Here is a 17446-nt window from a genome sequence, read left to right on the forward strand (position 1 = left end):
CCTTTACGCCTGCACGCCGAACGGGATGGTGAAACGGACGTCGCCTTCGACCATGTCGCGCATGTCCGACAGACCATTGCGGAACTGCAGGGTGCGCTCCAGGCCCATGCCGAACGCGAAGCCGGAGTAGACCTCCGGGTCGATGCCGACGGCACGCAGCACGTTCGGGTTGACCATGCCGCAGCCGCCCCACTCGATCCAGCCCGCGCCACCCTTCTTGTTGGGGAACCACACGTCCACCTCCGCGGACGGCTCAGTGAACGGGAAGTAGTTCGTGCGCATGCGCGTCTTCGTCTCCGGGCCGAACAGCACCTTGGCCAGGTGGTCGAGGGTGCCGCGCAGGTGCGCCATGGTCAGCCCCTTGTCCACGGCCAAACCCTCCACCTGGTGGAACACCGGAGTGTGGGTGGCGTCTAGCTCGTCGGTGCGGAACACGCGCCCTGGGCACGCGATGTAGATGGGCACGTCGCGCTCAAGCATGGTGCGCACCTGCACCGGCGACGTGTGGGTGCGCATGACCTGCTTGGAGCCCTCCTCGCCGATGTAGAAGGTGTCCTGCAGCGTGCGGGCCGGGTGGTCCGGGATGAAGTTCAGCGCGTCGAAGTTGAAGTACTCCGCTTCCACCTCCGGGCCTTCCGCAACTTCCCAGCCCATGCCGATGAAGATGTCCGCGATGTGCTCGGACAGCGTGGTGATCGGGTGCATCGCACCAGCCTGCGTGCGGGAGGTGGGCAGGGTGACGTCCACCTTCTCCTCGCGCAGCTGACGCTCGCGGTGCTCCGCCTCGCGCTGCACGCGCAGCTGGGCGTAGGCCTTTTCTGCGCGGCCGCGGGCCATGTTCACGAACCGGCCGGCGTCCTTGCGCTGATCCTTCGGCAGCGTCCCGAGTGCACGGCGGGCCTGCAGGATCGGGGCCTTCTCCCCCAGGTGCGCGCGGTGCGCCTCCTCCAGCGCAGCGAGGTCCTCGGCCGCCTCAAATGCAGCGATCGCCTCGTCCGCCGCCTTGTTCAGGGCGTCCTCGGTCAGTTCAATTTCCGGAGTTGGGTTTGCGTTTTCGGCCACGCTTGTGTTCACCCGCACCTTTCCACAAGTGCGCTGCGCTGTTTATACAGACCGCAGCAGTGTCGGTTCAAAAGCGTCCACCACTTTACCTATCGGCCGACACAGCGCCCGCGCGAGGGCGGGCGCTGCAACCCCAGCCGATAAAGCTAGTCCTCCGCGAGCGCCTTCGACGACTCCCACAGGCAGATACTCGCCGCTGTGGCCAAGTTCAACGACTCCGCACTGCCCTGGATAGGGATGGAAACGCGGTGATCGGCGGCCGACAGGATGTCGTCGTCGAGCCCATGCGCCTCGTTGCCGAACAGCCAAGCGGTCGGCTGCGCGAGCGTCTCCCCCGGCTGCGCCAGGTTCACCTCGCCGTTCATGGTGGTGGCGAAGGTGGACAGCCCGGCGTCTTCGAGCAGGCTGATCACGCGGCGGACATCTCGGTCGCGCGCCACGGGGATGTGGAACAGCGACCCCACAGTCGAGCGCACCACCTTGGGAGACTCCGGGTCCACGGTGTCGCCGGCGAAAATCACTGCGTCCGCGCCCACGGCGTCCGCGATGCGGATGATTGTGCCGGCGTTGCCGGGGTCGTTGGTTTCCACGCACACTGCCACCAGCTTCGGCCGGCCCTTCATGATCTTGGGCACCGTCCACAGCACCGGGCGGCACACCGCAAAGATGCCGGTCGAAGTGACCGCGTCCGCGAGCGAGTCCGCAGCTTTTTCCGTAATCGCGTGCGTGTAGACGTCCATGTAACCCGCCGCCCGTACGATCTCCTCGAAGCGCTCGGCCGCGGCCTCGGTGACAAAGAGGTCCGTCGCCGCCCCCGTGGCCACGGCGGCTTCCACAGCGTTTTCGCCTTCCGCCAAGAAGACCTTTGCTTTACGACGAGCTTGCGCCCTCTTCAACTTCCCCGCATTAACCACCCGCGGGGTGCGCTCTGTGAACGGCTGCTGGAAATCCAATGGCATAGCTCCAGACTACGTTGCGGGCGCTACGCTGTTTGCCGTGCCTACGTTTCCGGAGCTCGTGCGCGCCCGCCTTCTTTCACCGGCGGCGCGACCTTGGCGCATCGGTTTTGCGCTCGCCGCTCTTCTTTTCGCTTTCGGGCTGCTGGCGCTGCCCGGGGCGCCAATTGCCGTTGAGTGGTCCCGGTTCGCAGTGGCGCTCTACGCCGTGTTCCTCATCGTCGCTGCGTTCTTCGCCCCGGTCACGGCGGGGGTGGGATACGGCTTCTTACTGCAATTTTCCAATGTTGCACCGGAGTATCGCAGCGCAATCATCATCATCGGCATGTTCGCGATCGCCGCTGTCGTGGGGTTGCGTGTTCCCGCCAGATTAAGCCTGCCCCTGCTGGCCTATCTCTGGTACCTCGCACAGACAGACTTTCCCTCTGGCGTCTACCTCCCCATTTCGTTTGAAACAGCAACCTTTCTGTTCGTGTTGCTCCTTGTCGCGTGGACAGTGGGCTGGATTTTTCGAGCTTTCCTTATTACTCGTGAACGGCAAGCCGAGCGGTTGAAGGCAGAACTCGAGCGTGAACGGGAGCGTACTGTGAAGGCCTTGCACGGGTCAGTGGCGTCCTCTCTGACTTCAGTTGTGCTCCGAAGCGAGGCCTTGGCGATGTCAGGTGACGACCAAACAGCAAAGGCGGCGAAACTCATCGCCGAGGACGCTCGACGTTCCATGCAGGAAGTCCGTCAGCTCATCCGGTTTATGCGTTCCGACGATCCCGCGGACTTCAGCGAGAACAACGCCATGAGCACACCCACATTGGATGACTGCTTGCGGACCTTTTCGGACACCCTGCGCAGTCACGGCTACACGGTCACGGAAAGCGGCATGCACGGCGAGGGGCTGAACTCGATTGCCTTGCGCCACGCTCCAAACGCGTTCCGTGAGATCCAGACCAACGTGATCAAGTACGCAGATAAGCATCGTCCAGTGATCGTGGCCGCGGTCGAAGACGACCACGACGTGCAGATCTTGGTGCAGAACTTCGGCGCCCCGCAAGAGCAGAAAGTTGAGATGAGCACCGGCGTCGGCTTGGGGGAGGTCGCATCACTGTTGGCAGAAGACGGTGCCACTCTCGATGCGGGCTATCACGGCGAGGCGTTCCGCTACCACCTCACCGTGCCGAAGGAACGAAAGTAGATTGCCACGTGGGCATGAAGGATACTTTCGTACCAACTTGTCCCCTAAGCGCCCGAATTTATTGCACATTGTTACCGTATGCACCCATAATTCGATGTAGCGATTTACAGCTTTAGTTCACGAAAGGACAAGCAAATGCGCAAGTTTGCTCGCCTCGCCGCCTCCACCCTGGTTGCAGCCGGCCTCATCGCCGTCGCCCCTGCAGCATCTGCAGACGCACAGACTGTGGCAACCCCCTACGCAGCTGGTGCCATCGGCGACACCTTCGAGTGCGGCGGCATGCTCGGCCGTCTGTGGTGCTAATCGCACCGAGATGACAACACCTGATCACCCAATCCGGGTTTTCCTCGTCGACGATGATCCGCTGGTCCGCGAGGTGCTGAAAAGCTATCTCGACAGCGCCGAAGGGATCACCGTCGTCGAAACTGCTTCGGACGGGACCGAAGCACTCGAGCGCATCCCCCAATTAGACGTGGATGTGGTGCTGTCCGATGTCTACATGCAGCACATGGGCGGCGCAGAGCTGCTGCGCAACCTCGACGCGCGTGGTGCCGCTCCGGCCTTTTTGGCTATTAGCTCGTTGGACAATGACTCCGCGATGCTCGACATCCTCGACCACGGTGGGCGCGGATACATTCTGAAAAGCCAGCCACGCGAGGAAATTATCCTTTCGGTACGGCAGGCGGTCGCCGGTGGCACCGTAATCTCACCTGCCGCGATGAACAAGCTGCTCCCCCACCTCTCCCAGCGGGACGCGCAAGCTCCGCAAGCTGCTAGCGGAGCGCGTTCGAAGACCGTTATCAACGTGCCTGCGGGAGTTTCCGATACCGAGCAGAAAGTGCTCGAGCTGCTTTGCGACGGCCTGAGCAACGCCGACATCGCGAAGCACCTGAACTACTCCGAATCCACCGTAAAGAAGATGGTCTCGAAGCTCCTGTCAGCCTACGGCGTCTCCTCCCGCCTCGACCTTGTGGTTACCGTCCTCAACGGGCGTGGACCGCAGGTGCAGTAGCCCCCTAAGGTTCTGAACGAACGTATCGGCATCGGGAACGAAGGTGCCGAGACTCCAAAAATTCCTTGTCACACGACCGTGACACCCATACGTTGACCCCTGTAAGCAATCACCACGACTGCTAGCGACGCTGGCGGAAGCTTCACAGGAAAGGACAACGTATGACTCGTAAGACCCGACGCATCACCACTGCGCTACTCGGCACTCTGATGGCCGGCGCTGCCATCGCTCCCGCGAACGCAACCACCCTCGAGGAGTCCGCTCCCGAGACCCCGGCGAACAACGACAAGCTCCCGATCGTTCACACGTACCGTGGCTCCGACCACCTGAAGGCGAACGTGCTCAACCCGCGCCCGGTGTGTAACTCCACCGAGGACTACCGCACCGTCGTGTACAAGGTGAAGGACAACTTCCTGCCGGTGGGCACCATCTCCACCACGAACCTTTCCGACGAGGCAATCCCGCTGCAGCAGGATCTCTCCCGTACCCAGACGGTCTCCGCTTCCGTGAACGGCTCCAAGACCGAGACCCTGGATCTCGGCGGCTCCGGCTCCAAGAAGGGCATCGAGGGCAATATTGGTTACTCCCTGGCTAAGTCCCTGGGCTGGGACGTCTCCGCAGAGCTGTCCTGGAACGTCGGCCAGACCGTGGGCCCGTACGACGTGCCGGCCGGCAACACCGGCGAGGCAACCTACGGCTTCCGCACCGTCACCATGACCGGTACCCAGCAGCGCTGCCTCCCGAACGGCACCTGGGCAACCCCGACCGCCTGGGTTGCAAACATGCCGGTAAAGAACGAGGTCCGCGTGAAGAACTTCGACACCCCGGCTGATTCCTGGGCTCCCAACAAGGGTGCGCAGACCACCGAGGTCAAGGACGAGCCGAACGCTGAGTACGACAAGGACGTTGACGCCCTGAACAAGGGCGACAACATCGACGACGTGGAGAAGGTCGACGACAACAAGACCGCCGACGTCAGCAACGAGGACGTCAACCTCGCAACCGAGAACGAAAAGGCGGCCAAGGAAGAGGCTGAGAAGGCCGAGGGCACCACCGAGGACAAGGCCGACGGCGCTATCGAGGTCGACGCTGTCTCCGACAAGAAGGAAGAGTCCACCGACGAGTCCAACAAGGACGACGCCGAGAAGGCCGAGCACGACCTGGACCTCGAGCCGTACTTCACCGTGTCCTCCGCGAAGGCGAAGGGCTTCGCCGGCTCCACCGCGCTGCGCGTGAAGAACGTCGGTAACGAGCGCTACTGGGGCGAGTTCCCGGCTGTGACCTTCCGCGTCGCAGTCCACACCGAGGACGGCCCGGAGGGAGTTGACCGTCTGATCACCACCACCACCCGCGAGGGCGGCTACGCCCGCGACCTGGGTTGGGACGAGGACGAGCAGGCGCGCATCTTCGAGGTCACTCTTTCCAACCCGATCAACCCGGGTGAGGAAGCAGACCTCGTGTCCTTCTCCTTCGGCGACGGCGACACCAAGGAAGGCCGTCTGACTAACTACATCACCGTCACCCAGACCGGCCGTCTCGACGGTGACGACTCCGAGTACAACGACCAGGACGTCGATTCCCGCGACGTCACGCTCGACGACTTCGGCCGCGAGAACGAGGGCATCTTCTAACACAGCCCCAATAGCGACGAATGGCGTGCCCACCCCAACGGTGGGCACGCCTTATCGTTGCCAGACACGAAAAAGCTCCCGCTCTCCCGATTATTCGGGGTTGGGCGGGAGCTTCGTCGTTAAGCGAAAGTGCTTACGCAGCCTTCGGAGCGTTGACGTCCTCCGGCAGCGCGTTCTTCGCAACCTCGCACAGAGCGGAGAAGGCAGCGAAATCGCTGACAGCCAGCTCGGCCAGGATCTTGCGGTCGACCTCGACCTCAGCCAGCTTCAGGCCGTGGATGAGGCGGTTGTAGGTGATGTCGTTCATGCGGGCAGCGGCGTTGATGCGCTGGATCCACAGCTTGCGGAACTCGCTCTTGCGCTTGCGGCGATCGCGGTACGCGTAGGTCTGGGAGTGCAGCCACTGCTCCTTCGCCTTGCGGTACAGGCGGGAGCGCTGGCCGCGGTAGCCCTTCGCGGACTTGAGGATTGCGCGGCGCTTCTTCTTAGCATTGACTGAACGCTTCACACGTGCCATGAGTCAAACTTCCTTTTCTTCTTCTCGTAATCGGTTGATTGATCGGGCAGTGCTTAGGACATGCCGAGGAGGCGCTTTGCGCGCTTGACGTCTGCCTTCGCGACGTCGGTGGAGCCGGACAGCTTGCGGCGGCGCTTCGACGAGAGCTTCTCGTTCAGGTGGCGCTTACCAGCCTGCTCGCGGCGCAGCTTGCCCTTGCCGTTGACCTTGATGCGCTTTGCGGTGCCCTTGTGGGTCTTCTGCTTCATGGTGAAAGCCCTTCAGAGTGTCGATTGTTGGAACTACTTTTTGCCCTTGCGAGCCGGTCCGAAGACCATCGTCATGTTTCGGCCGTCCTGCTTCGGACGGGACTCGACAACGCCGAGCTCCCCAATGTCCTCAGCCAGACGCTCCAGCAGGCGGTAGCCCAGCTCGGGACGAGCCTGCTCGCGGCCGCGGAACATGATGGTGACCTTGACCTTGTTGCCCTTCTCCAGGAAGCGCTCAACATTGCCCTTCTTGGTCTGGTAGTCGTGCTCATCAATCTTGGGGCGGAACTTCTGTTCCTTGACCACGGTCTGCTGCTGGTTCTTGCGGGCCTCGCGGGCCTTCTGATCCTGCTCGTACTTGAACTTGCCGTAGTCCATGATCTTGGCCACGGGCGGCTTGGCCTTCGGGGCTACCTCAACCAGGTCGAGGTCCGCCTCGTACGCCAGCTTGCGGGCGTCGTCCGTGCGGACGATGCCCACCTGCTCGCCGGACGGGCCGACGAGGCGAACTTCAGGGACGCGGATTCGTTCATTGATCCGAGCTTCAGCGCTGATGAGAACTCCTAGAGACTTAAAGAAACAATGCGTGCCGCACTTGAACCGCAATCAGACTCATCCCACGCGAAAAACCCGCTCACCCTGGCGGATGGCGGGAGTTCGTCCAAAGCACGCCAAGACAGTTGTCTCGTCTGGCGCACCGTTTGACCCGTATCCAACTCAGTTGACTGAGCGGCTTGGGGTGGGATTCACTCCTCTTGCGGCCCCCACACCCGCATGACACGGGCGCGCTGGGCGGTGTAGGCAGCAATATACATGCTCATGCCTGCACAAACCAAATCGGGCGCGCTACCCTGTGACCAAAATGTCCTGCAGGAACTGTCCGGTGAAGGAACCGGGCACCTTTGCGACGTCCTCCGGTGTGCCCTGCGCGACCACCGTGCCGCCGCCGGAGCCACCTTCGGGCCCCATGTCCACGATCCAGTCCGCGGACTTGATCACGTCTAGGTTGTGCTCGATAACCAGCACGGTGTTGCCCTTCTCCACCAGGCCGTTGAGCACAAGCATGAGCTTGCGGATGTCTTCGAAGTGCAGGCCCGTCGTCGGCTCGTCCAAGATGTAGATCGTGCGCCCGTTGGAGCGCTTCTGCAGCTCCGCGGCGAGCTTCACGCGCTGCGCCTCGCCGCCGGACAGCGTGGTCGCGCTCTGGCCGAGCCGGACGTAGCCCAGGCCGACGTCCACAAGCGTCTGCAGGTAGCGGTGGATGGAGTTAATCGGCTCGAAGAACTCAGCGGCCTCCGAGATGGGCATCTCCAGCACCTCAGCGATGTTGTTGCCCTTGTAGCGCACCTCGAGCGTCTCGCGGTTGTAGCGCGCGCCTTCGCACACCTCGCACGGCACATACACGTCCGGCAGGAAGTTCATCTCGATTTTGATGGTCCCGTCGCCGTGGCAGGCTTCGCAGCGCCCGCCCTTGACGTTGAAGGAGAAGCGTCCGGCTTTATAGCCACGCACCTTCGCCTCCTGGGTTTCGGCGAACAAGCTGCGGATCTTGTCGAACACGCCGGTGTACGTCGCCGGGTTGGAGCGCGGGGTCCGCCCGATCGGGCTTTGGTCCACCTGCACGAGCTTGTCTAGGTGCTCCAGCCCCTCGACCTTCTTCACGCGGCCGGGAACCTGGCGCGCGCCGTTGAGCTGGTTCTGCAACGTCTTCGCCAGAATTTGGTTGACCAGCGTGGACTTGCCGGAGCCGGACACGCCGGTGACAGCCACCAGCACGCCGAGCGGGATGTCCACGCTGACGTTGTCGAGGTTGTTCTCGCGTGCGCCGATGATTTTCAGTTGCCTCTGCTTATCGACGTCCCTCCGGCGCTCCGGTACCTCAATAACCTTGCGGCCGGACAGGTAGTCGCCCGTGATGGAGTCTTTTGCCTTGAGGATGCCCTCCGGCTTGCCTTGGTAGACCACTTCCCCGCCGTACTCGCCGGCGCGCGGTCCGATGTCGATGAGCCAGTCGGCCTCGCGGATGGTGTCCTCGTCGTGCTCCACCACGACCAGCGTGTTGCCCAGGTCGCGCAGCTTCTTCAAGGTGGTGATCAAGCGCTGGTTGTCGCGCTGGTGCAAGCCGATGGACGGCTCGTCCAGCACGTAGAGCACACCAGCCAGGCCGGAGCCGATCTGGGTGGCCAGGCGGATGCGCTGCGCCTCGCCGCCGGACAGCGTGCCGGCGGAGCGGGCCAGGGTGAGGTAGTTCAGCCCCACGTCCAAAAGGAAGTGCAGGCGTGCCTGGATTTCGCGCAGCACGGCACCGGCGATCATCTCCTCGCGGTACCCCAGCACCAGGTTGTCCAGGTATTCGGAGGCGTCCTCGATCGACAGTTCAGTCAGGCCCGCGATGGAACGCTCCCCGTGCGTGGTGGAAGCCAGTCGCACGGCCAGGATCTCCGGCTTCAAGCGCGCGCCGTTACAGGTCGGGCACGGCACCTCGCGGGTGTAGGCGAGCAGGCGTTCCTTCTGCGTCTCGGACTCGGTCTGCTCCAGTTTGCGCTCCAGGTAGCCCACGATGCCCTCGTAGGCCGCCGTGTAGGAGCGCTGGCGCCCGTAGCGGTTCTTGTAGCGCACGTTGACTTTCGTGGACGAGCCGTGGATCAGGTGCTTCTGCTGCGTCTTGGTCAGCGAGCTCAGTGGCGCATTGGCGTCGAAGTTCTCCTCTTTCGCCAGCGCCTCAATGAGTTTGGTGAAGTACTTCTTGTTCGGGCTGGAGTTCCACGGCTGGAACGCGTCCACCGCAGGTGCGTCCGGGTCCGGGATGACCAGGTCCACGTCGATCTCTTTGCGCACGCCCAGGCCGTCGCAGGCCGGGCAAGCGCCGAACGGCGAGTTGAAGGAAAACGCGCGCGGCTCGTACTCCTCCACGTTGAGCTTGTGGCCGTTCGGGCAGGCCATCTTCTCGGAGAAGATCTGCACGCGCTCCGGGTCGTCGGCCTCCAGTTCAACAAAGTCGAAGCCGACTAGGCCGTCGGCAAGCTTGAGCGCCGTTTCCACGGAATCCGTCAGGCGCTGCTTCTGGCTGGCCTTGACAGTGAGGCGATCCACCACCACGTCGATGTTGTGCTTGATCTGCTTTTCCAGCTTGGGCGGGTCCGAAAGCTGGTAGGTCTCCCCGTCCACGTTCACGCGCGAGTACCCCTGCGAGGACAGGTCGGCGAAAAGGTCCTGGAACTCGCCCTTGCGCTTGCGCACAATCGGCGCGAGGACCTGGAATTTGGTGCGCTCTTCCAGCTCGAGCACGCGGTCCACGATTTGCTGCGGGGTCTGGCGCTCAATCACCGCGTCGCACACCGGGCAGTGCGGGGTGCCGGCGCGCGAGTACAACAGGCGCAGGTAATCGTAAATCTCCGTGATGGTGCCCACGGTGGAGCGCGGGTTGCGGTTGGTGGACTTCTGGTCGATAGACACCGCCGGGCTCAACCCGTCGATGTAGTCCACGTCCGGCTTGTCCATCTGCCCCAGGAACATGCGGGCGTAGGAGGACAGCGATTCCACGTAGCGGCGCTGCCCTTCGGCGAAGATTGTGTCGAAGGCGAGCGAGGACTTGCCGGAGCCGGACAGGCCGGTAAACACCGCCATCTTGTCGCGGGGCAGCTCAATGTCCACGCCCTTGAGGTTGTGTTCGCGCGCGCCGCGCACTGTCAGCTTTTCGGCCACGTCACTCTCGCTTTCGTTGATTAGTACTCCCAAGACGCTACCAACGCACCGGTGCGGACAAACATTCCTCACTAGTCTTGGCCGCATGCTTTCTCTTCGCCATATTTCTGTCTCCGACATGGACAACAACTGCTACCTCCTCTGCAGCGAGGGGCAAGGGTTGCTTATCGACGCAGCTGCGAACGCCCCCGAACTTCTGGCGATGGCCGACGACGCCGGCGTGAAGATCACCGCAGTGTTAACCACGCACCGCCACCACGACCACACCCGAGCACTCAAGGAGGTGCTCGAGGCCACTGGCGCGACGCACTACGCGCCGTTTTTGGACGCCCCGGCCATTCCTGCCCCGGCGGATGTGGAGCTCAACGACGGCGACACGATCGAGTTCGCTGGCCACCGCCTCTCTGTGACCATCCTGCGCGGTCACACCCCGGGCGGCGCCTGCGTGGCGGCAGAGATCGACGGCACCGTCAACCTGTTCGTCGGTGACTCGCTGTTTCCCGGCGGGCTGGGCAAAACCCAGTCCGAGGGCGACTTTGTCCGCCTGTTCAACGACGTCAAAGAAAAGGTCTTCGATGTCTACCCGGATGAGGCCGTCGTTTGGCCGGGCCACGGTAAACCCACCACGCTCGGCGAGGAGCGTCCGCACCTGGACGACTGGTGGGATCGCCGCTGGTAAGGACAAAACCCGCTACCGGGGTGGCGCAAAATCGCTACACTCGACGGGAGCACATTCAGCTACAAAAAGTAAGGATTGGGTAAAAGTATGATCCGGAAAATCGCACGCCCGATGCTGGCTTCGGTCTACGTGATCGACGGTGTCGAGACCCTGCTGAACCCGGCTGGCCACAAGGACAGCGCGGACAGCGTTTTGAAGAAGCTGCGCGCGCTCACCCCGCGCGAGTACCGCGGTTTCCTGCCGAAGAGCCCGGAGACTGCCGCGCAGATCATCGGTGCCACCAAGGCTGGCGCTGGCGCGTCCTTCGCCATCGGCAAGTTCCCGCGCCTGTCCGCCACCCTGCTCGCCGCCACTGCGCTGCCGACCGTTATGGGCCGCCACGCATTCTGGGAGGCTGAGGACGATGACGAGAAGGCACGCCGCCGCACCGGTGCCCTGACGGACCTCGGGCTTGCTGGCGGTGTGCTGCTGGCCACCGTGGACAACAACGGCAAGCCGGACCTGAAGTGGCGCGCGCAGCACGCTGCTCAGGCCGCGCAGAAGAACGTCAAGCAGGCGCTGCCGACCAAGTCTGAGACCGAGAAGGCTTGGGACAAGGCGTCCGACTGGTTCTCCGACGCGACCGACCAGGTCACCGACTACGTCGACGACAACAAGGGCGACTGGAAGAAGAAGGCCTCCAAGGCCGGCGACGCTGCCAACGACTGGCTCGACGACGCCAAGAAGCAGGCGTCCAGCTTCCTGTCCGACGCGGGCGATTGGCTGGACGACGCTGCTGAGAAGGCCACCGACAAGGCCGAGGACGCGTACGGCGACATCAAGCCGTCCAAGATTCAGCAGTTCAAGGCGAAGCGCAAGGTCAACAGCGTCGTCGGCAACCTGCAGGATCAGCTGGACGACCTGCAGCCGTCCGCCCTGGACAAGTTCAAGGCAAAGCGCAAGGTGAACAAGGCTTCCGCCAAGGCCCAGGACAAGGCGCAGAACGCGGTCGACGCCCTGCAGGACGCTTGGGACAAGCTGGACGCTAACCCGTCCTGGATTACCAAGCTCAAGTGGAAGCGCAAGGCGAAGAAGGCCGAGAAGAAGGCTCAGAAGCTGGTGAAGAAGGCGCAGAAGAAGTTCGCCTAAGAGCCGTAACTACTTCAACTACTTGGCGGCCCTGAGGCTGGGAATATTCCCAGTCCCGGGGCCGTTTGTTGTGAGGATGCAGGAAACAGAACAGACGTACGTGGATCAGCTTTTCGCGCACCTGGATAGCGAGGTGGCGCGAGCTCAAGCGCGCCTTGAAGAAGTGCAGCGCGACGTGGACCCGGACAACCCGGATTCGGACGCGCTGGTGCGCCGCGAAACGGAGTACCACGGGCTCAACGCGAAGCTGGATGCGCTTAACGTGGCCGAGACCGGCTTAGTCTTCGGCCGTATCGACGTCGCCGACGACGACCCGGAAAACCCGGTGCCGGGCCGGCCGGACCTGGAGCGGCGCTACATCGGGCGCATGGGCATCGACGACAGGGAGGACAACTACCGCACCCTCCTGTTGGACTGGCGCGCTCCCCTCGCCCGCCCGTTCTACCTGGCGACCACCGCGCACCCGGAGGGCGTGGAAACGCGCCGCAACATCCGCATGCGGGGGCGCACTGTCACCGCGGTTGACGACGAAGTGCTCTCCGGCGACGGCGCGGAAACCTCCGACGCCGGCGTCGGCTCCGAGGCGGCACTGCGCCGCGCGATGAACGAGGCCCGCACCGGCCACATGCGCTCCATCGTGGAAACCATCCAGCGCGAGCAGGACGAGATCATCCGCGACACCACCCGCGGCGTCATGGTGGTCCAGGGCGGACCGGGCACCGGAAAGACGGCGGTGGCGCTGCACCGGATCGCGTATTTGCTCTACACATGGCGCGAGCAGCTCACCCGCACTGGTGTCCTGGTGGTCGGCCCGAACCCGACTTTTCTCGAATACATCTCCCGCGTGCTGCCGGAGCTCGGCGAGACGGGCGTGGTGCTGGCGACCGCCGACCAGCTCGTGCCGGGTTTTGCCCCCACCGGCGAGGACTCCATCGCCGCGCGTGAGGTGAAGGGCTCCGAGGAGATGGTGACCATCCTGAAGCGCGCGGTACAGGCCTACGAGACGGTGCCGGACGAGCCGGTGCGCCTCACCTTCGACTCGGTGCCGGTGAACGCCACCCCGCAGATGATCAAGGCCGCCCGCACGAGGGCGCGGCGCTCCCGCCGCCCGCATAACCAGGCGCGCGCCTACTTCGCGGAGCGCTTAACGCAACTACTCGCGGAGGCGTTTGCGAAGCGCATCGGCGAGGACCCGCTCGGCGGTGCGAACCTGCTCTCGGACGCGGATGTGGACCAGCTTCACGACGACCTCGCGGACGACCCCCAGGTAGAGCAACTCATCGACACGCACTTCCCGGAGCTGGACCCCGTCGAGGTGCTAGGCGCGCTGCTGACCGACAAGGACGCCATCGATGAGGTAGCGCACGACTACGACGACTACACCCGCGACGCCTTGTACCGTGCGCCGGGCTCCCCGTTTACCCGCGCGGACACCGCGCTTGTGGACGAGCTGGCCGTGCTCATCGGCACCGTCGACCCCGAAGAGCAGCGCCGGAAGGAAGAAGAGGAATGGCGCGAGCTCGTCGCCGAGGCTGAGGGCGCGCTCGACGTGCTGTCCTCGTCCGAATCCACGGACAACGACGACGACCAGTTCGAGGCCGAGATCCTCTCCGCCGCAGATGTCATCGACGCGGAGACACTCGCCAGCCGCCAGCGCGAGACTGACACCCGCTCAACCGCACAGCGCGCACGGGCGGATCAGACGTGGGCATACGGGCACGTCATCGTCGACGAGGCGCAGGAGTTATCGCCAATGGAGTGGCGCATGGTGTTCCGCCGCTGCCCGTCACGGTGGATGACGCTCGTGGGAGATACTGCCCAGACGTCCTCCCCCGCCGGCGTGGACGATTGGACGAACGCGCTGGCGCCCTTCGTGGGCCAGCGCTTCCGCCTCCACGAGCTCACGGTGAACTACCGCACGCCGAAAGAGATCGCGGACTACGCCGCCGAGCTGTTGGCCGAGATCGACCCGGACGCCGCCGTCCCGGAGGCGATCCGCGAGTCCGGTGTGCCGGTGCAGTTTGTGCGCAGACCGGAGGACGTCGTAAAGCGCGACGGCTTGACCGCTGTCATTGATGCGGACAACGTCGGCGAGATGAAGGGCCTGGAGTTCGACAACGTCGTGGTGGTGGATCCGAGCAAAATTAAAGAGGCCTCGCCACAAGGGTGGCAAGACCTCTACGTCGCCGTCACCCGCGCCACGCAGACGCTGACAGTGGTCGGCGAATAACTGCTAGTTCACCGTGTGAACGATCATGACGTCGCAGTCGGACTGACGCGCGACGTCCGCCGGCACGGAGCCCAGCAGGCGGCCGGTCAGGGAGTTGATGCCGCGGTTGCCCACCACGAGCAGGTCAGCCTTGTTGTCGTTGACGATGGCCATCAGGGCCTGCACCGGGGTGCCCGGGCGGGTTGCGGTCTGCACGTCTGGCGCACCTGCTGCGCGGGCGTGTTCAGCTGCGCCCTCGAGGTTCTCCAGCGCCTTCTGGTCGCCCAGAATGGTCACGGAATCCTGGCGCAGCGTCTTCGCGGCCTCTTCTTCGTTCTCGTAGTAGGCGGTACCGATGACGAGGGTGGAACCGAACGCTGCGGCAATCTTCGCGGCGCGCTCAACGGCCAGCAGAGAGGACTTGGAACCGTCGGAGCCGACGACGATGGTCTTGTAGTTATCGGCCATGTGAAATCACCTTTCAAAAATGCGACGCGGTTAGCGTGGTTAGTGTACCCCTTGAGGGTTTAGTCGTGTCCCTCTGCCCGGGTATCCACGAGCATGACATCTACTGGGGCCTTCTTGGCCACGTTGCCGGGGATGTTGCCGAAGATGCGGCCGGCCATCGAGCGCATGCCCTTGTTGCCCACCACGAGCAGGTCGACGCCGTACTCGCCGACGGCCTCAACCAGTACGTTTGCGGGCTGTCCTCCCTTGGACACAAGGTTGATTTTTTCGGCCTGCTCCTCCTTGGCGATCTCGTCCGCCTTGCGCAGAATTTCGCGCGCGTTGGTGGCGGTGACGATGTCCACGCGGGACAATTCCGCGTTGGTGGAGTTCAGCATCGAGCCGGACGCGGTGTAGTGGGCGCAGATGATGGTCAGCTCAGCGCCGTAAACGCGGGCGAGGCTGGCTGCGGCGCGCACGGCGACCATGGAGGTGGCGGAGCCGTCGGTGCCGACAGCGATCGACTTGTAGGTGTGCAAAGCAGGTTCCTTTCGCTAATTGCCTGTGTCTTTAATACCACGCAGCTCTCGTTTGAGATCCGCAATCTCATCCCTAAGTCTTCCGGCAAGCTCAAATTTGAGTTCGCCGGCGGCGTCGCGCATTTGGACCGTCAGGTCGTCGATAAGCTTTTGCACCTCGTCGGAGGCCATGTTGGACACGTCCGCGCGCTCCGCAACGGCCGTATCGGAGCTCAAGCTTGCCGACGCATCCGCGTCCGCGTTGTCGTACACCTGGTCCAAAATGTCCGCGATCGCCTTGCGCAGCGGCTGCGGGTCAATGCCGTGTTTTTCGTTGTAGGCGATCTGCTTCTCGCGGCGGCGCTCGGTTTCGTCGATGGCCTCTTGCATGGATTCGGTGACCTGGTCGGCGTACATGATCACCTCGCCGGAGACGTTTCGTGCCGCGCGGCCGATGGTCTGGATCAGCGACTTGGTCGAGCGCAAGAAGCCCTCCTTGTCCGCGTCCAGGATCGCAACGAGGGAGACTTCCGGCAGGTCCAGTCCCTCGCGCAGCAGGTTGATGCCCACGAGCACGTCGTACTCGCCCAGGCGCAGCTGGCGCAGCAGCTCCACGCGCTGCAGGGTGTCAATATCGGAGTGCAGGTAACGCACCTTGACGCCGTTGTCCAGCAGGTAATCCGTGAGGTCCTCGGCCATGCGTTTGGTCAGCGTGGTCACAAGGACGCGTTCGTCCTTGGCGGTGCGGGTGCGGATCTCGTCGATCAAGTCGTCGATCTGGCCCTTCGTGGGTTTGACGGTGACCTTCGGGTCCACCAGGCCGGTCGGGCGAATCACCTGCTCCACAAACTCGCCCTGGGCGGCCTCGAGCTCGTAGTCGCCGGGGGTGGCGGACATGTACACGGTCTGCCCCACGCGGGCTTCGAACTCGTCGAACGTCAGTGGGCGGTTGTCCACCGCGGACGGCAGGCGGAAACCGAATTCCACAAGGTTGCGCTTTCGCGACATGTCGCCCTCAAACATGCCGCCGATTTGCGGCACGGTGACGTGGGACTCGTCGATGATGGTGAGGAAGTCCTCCGGGAAGTAGTCGATCAACGTCGCCGGCGCGGAGCCCGCCGGGCGGCCGTCCATGTGCCGCGAGTAGTTCTCGATGCCGGAGCAGAACCCGACCTGCTGGATCATCTCCAGGTCGTACTCGGTGCGCATGCGCAGGCGCTGCGCCTCAAGCAGCTTGCCCTTGTTCTCCAGCTCCTCGAGCCTGTCCGCGAGCTCCTCCTTAATAGCCTCGATAGCCTTTTCCATGCGCTCGTCCGTGGCCACGTAGTGGGTGGCCGGGAAGATGCGCACTTCATCTTCCTGGCTGATCACATCGCCGGTGAGCGGGTGGATGTAGTACAGCGAGTCCACCTCGTCACCGAAGAACTCCACGCGCACCGCCACCTCTTCGTAGGCCGGGATGATGTCCACGGTGTCGCCCTTGACGCGGAAGGTGCCGCGCTTGAAGTCGATGTCGTTGCGCTCGTACTGCACGTCCACTAGCAGGCGCAGGAAGCGGTCGCGCTCCACCTCCTCGCCCACGCGCAGCACAATGGAGCGGTCCAGGTAGGACTGCGGCGTGCCGAGGCCGTAGATGCAGGACACCGAGGAGACCACAACCACGTCGCGCCGGCTCAGCAGCGCGGAAGTGGCGGAGTGGCGCAGGCGCTCCACGTCGTCATTGATGGACGAATCCTTCTCGATGTAGGTGTCTGTCTGCGCAATGTAGGCCTCTGGTTGGTAGTAGTCGTAGTACGACACGAAGTACTCCACCGCGTTGTTCGGTAGCAGCTGGCGCAGCTCGTTTGCCAGCTGCGCCGCCAGCGTCTTGTTCGGCGCCATGACCAGCGTGGGTCGCTGCTGCTTCTCAATGAGCCACGCGGCGGTGGCTGACTTACCGGTACCGGTCGCACCCATGAGCACGACGTCGCGCTCGCCGCGGTTGAGTCGTTCATCCAGCTGTGCAATCGCCGTTGGCTGGTCGCCGGAGGGTTCGAACTCGGAGACGACCTCGAAGGGTTTTTCGCGCCGCTCAATCTCCCCCACGGGGCGGAACTCTGACTGCGCGAGGACGGGATGTTCAGCAGCAAAAGCCATAGCGGTCAGTGT

General features: G+C 63.6%; 16 protein-coding genes. 7 read left to right on the forward strand and 9 right to left on the reverse strand.

What is annotated here, in order from left to right:
- Nucleotides 1-3: 3 nt before the first annotated feature.
- Nucleotides 4-1074: a phenylalanine--tRNA ligase subunit alpha gene (pheS, locus tag NUW87_RS08535; protein WP_377734819.1), complete on the reverse strand. Its 1071-nt coding sequence runs from the start codon at nt 1072-1074 to the stop codon at nt 4-6.
- A 134-nt stretch (nt 1075-1208) separates the two neighbouring features.
- Nucleotides 1209-2021 (reverse strand): TrmH family RNA methyltransferase, encoded by an 813-nt coding sequence (locus NUW87_RS08540; protein WP_269028063.1) that lies wholly within the window; start codon nt 2019-2021, stop codon nt 1209-1211.
- Between the two features lie 37 nt (nt 2022-2058).
- Here NUW87_RS08540 and NUW87_RS08545 point away from each other — a divergent pair, with 37 nt between their 5' ends.
- From NUW87_RS08545 to NUW87_RS08560, 4 genes are all read left to right on the forward strand, one after another.
- On the forward strand, nt 2059-3204 hold the full coding sequence (locus NUW87_RS08545; protein WP_269028064.1) for a sensor histidine kinase: 1146 nt from the start codon (nt 2059-2061) through the stop codon (nt 3202-3204).
- 135 nt (nt 3205-3339) lie between these two features.
- Nucleotides 3340-3507 (forward strand): hypothetical protein, encoded by a 168-nt coding sequence (locus NUW87_RS08550; protein WP_269028065.1) that lies wholly within the window; start codon nt 3340-3342, stop codon nt 3505-3507.
- 10 nt (nt 3508-3517) lie between these two features.
- On the forward strand, nt 3518-4216 hold the full coding sequence (locus NUW87_RS08555; RefSeq protein ID WP_269028066.1) for a response regulator: 699 nt from the start codon (nt 3518-3520) through the stop codon (nt 4214-4216).
- 161 nt (nt 4217-4377) lie between these two features.
- Entirely contained in the window at nt 4378-5847 is a 1470-nt protein-coding gene (locus NUW87_RS08560) for a hypothetical protein (RefSeq protein WP_269028067.1), read from the forward strand.
- Between the two features lie 133 nt (nt 5848-5980).
- On the opposite strand, the gene rplT is transcribed toward NUW87_RS08560, so the two are convergent.
- From rplT to uvrA, 4 genes are all read right to left on the reverse strand, one after another.
- Entirely contained in the window at nt 5981-6364 is a 384-nt protein-coding gene (gene rplT, locus NUW87_RS08565; protein WP_034999914.1) for a 50S ribosomal protein L20, read from the reverse strand.
- Between the two features lie 53 nt (nt 6365-6417).
- Entirely contained in the window at nt 6418-6612 is a 195-nt protein-coding gene (gene rpmI, locus NUW87_RS08570) for a 50S ribosomal protein L35 (RefSeq protein WP_034999913.1), read from the reverse strand.
- A 33-nt stretch (nt 6613-6645) separates the two neighbouring features.
- Complete coding sequence (gene infC, locus NUW87_RS08575; RefSeq protein ID WP_082855650.1) at nt 6646-7218, reverse strand: translation initiation factor IF-3; 573 nt, start codon at nt 7216-7218, stop codon at nt 6646-6648.
- A 240-nt stretch (nt 7219-7458) separates the two neighbouring features.
- A complete protein-coding gene (gene uvrA, locus NUW87_RS08580) occupies nt 7459-10317 on the reverse strand; it encodes an excinuclease ABC subunit UvrA (protein WP_269028068.1) in 2859 nt (952 codons plus the stop codon).
- A gap of 85 nt (nt 10318-10402) precedes the next feature.
- Here uvrA and NUW87_RS08585 point away from each other — a divergent pair, with 85 nt between their 5' ends.
- The 3 genes from NUW87_RS08585 (at nt 10403) to NUW87_RS08595 (ending at nt 14354) form a co-directional block, all read left to right on the forward strand.
- On the forward strand, nt 10403-10996 hold the full coding sequence (locus NUW87_RS08585) for an MBL fold metallo-hydrolase (protein ID WP_239219187.1): 594 nt from the start codon (nt 10403-10405) through the stop codon (nt 10994-10996).
- An 87-nt stretch (nt 10997-11083) separates the two neighbouring features.
- Nucleotides 11084-12124 (forward strand): DoxX family protein, encoded by a 1041-nt coding sequence (locus NUW87_RS08590; protein WP_239219186.1) that lies wholly within the window; start codon nt 11084-11086, stop codon nt 12122-12124.
- Nucleotides 12125-12200: 76 nt separating this feature from the next.
- Nucleotides 12201-14354 (forward strand): HelD family protein, encoded by a 2154-nt coding sequence (locus NUW87_RS08595; RefSeq protein WP_269028069.1) that lies wholly within the window; start codon nt 12201-12203, stop codon nt 14352-14354.
- Between the two features lie 3 nt (nt 14355-14357).
- On the opposite strand, the gene NUW87_RS08600 is transcribed toward NUW87_RS08595, so the two are convergent.
- Genes NUW87_RS08600 through uvrB form a run of 3 tightly spaced genes read right to left on the reverse strand, consistent with a single transcriptional unit; the run spans nt 14358 to nt 17434 of the window.
- Complete coding sequence (locus NUW87_RS08600) at nt 14358-14801, reverse strand: universal stress protein (RefSeq protein WP_181888349.1); 444 nt, start codon at nt 14799-14801, stop codon at nt 14358-14360.
- Between the two features lie 59 nt (nt 14802-14860).
- Entirely contained in the window at nt 14861-15319 is a 459-nt protein-coding gene (locus NUW87_RS08605) for a universal stress protein (protein WP_239219181.1), read from the reverse strand.
- A gap of 15 nt (nt 15320-15334) precedes the next feature.
- Entirely contained in the window at nt 15335-17434 is a 2100-nt protein-coding gene (gene uvrB / locus NUW87_RS08610) for an excinuclease ABC subunit UvrB (RefSeq protein ID WP_269028070.1), read from the reverse strand.
- Nucleotides 17435-17446 lie beyond the last annotated feature (12 nt).

The sequence above is a fragment of the Corynebacterium pilbarense genome (genome assembly GCF_026930265.1).
Taxonomy (GTDB): Bacteria; Actinomycetota; Actinomycetes; order Mycobacteriales; family Mycobacteriaceae; genus Corynebacterium; species Corynebacterium pilbarense.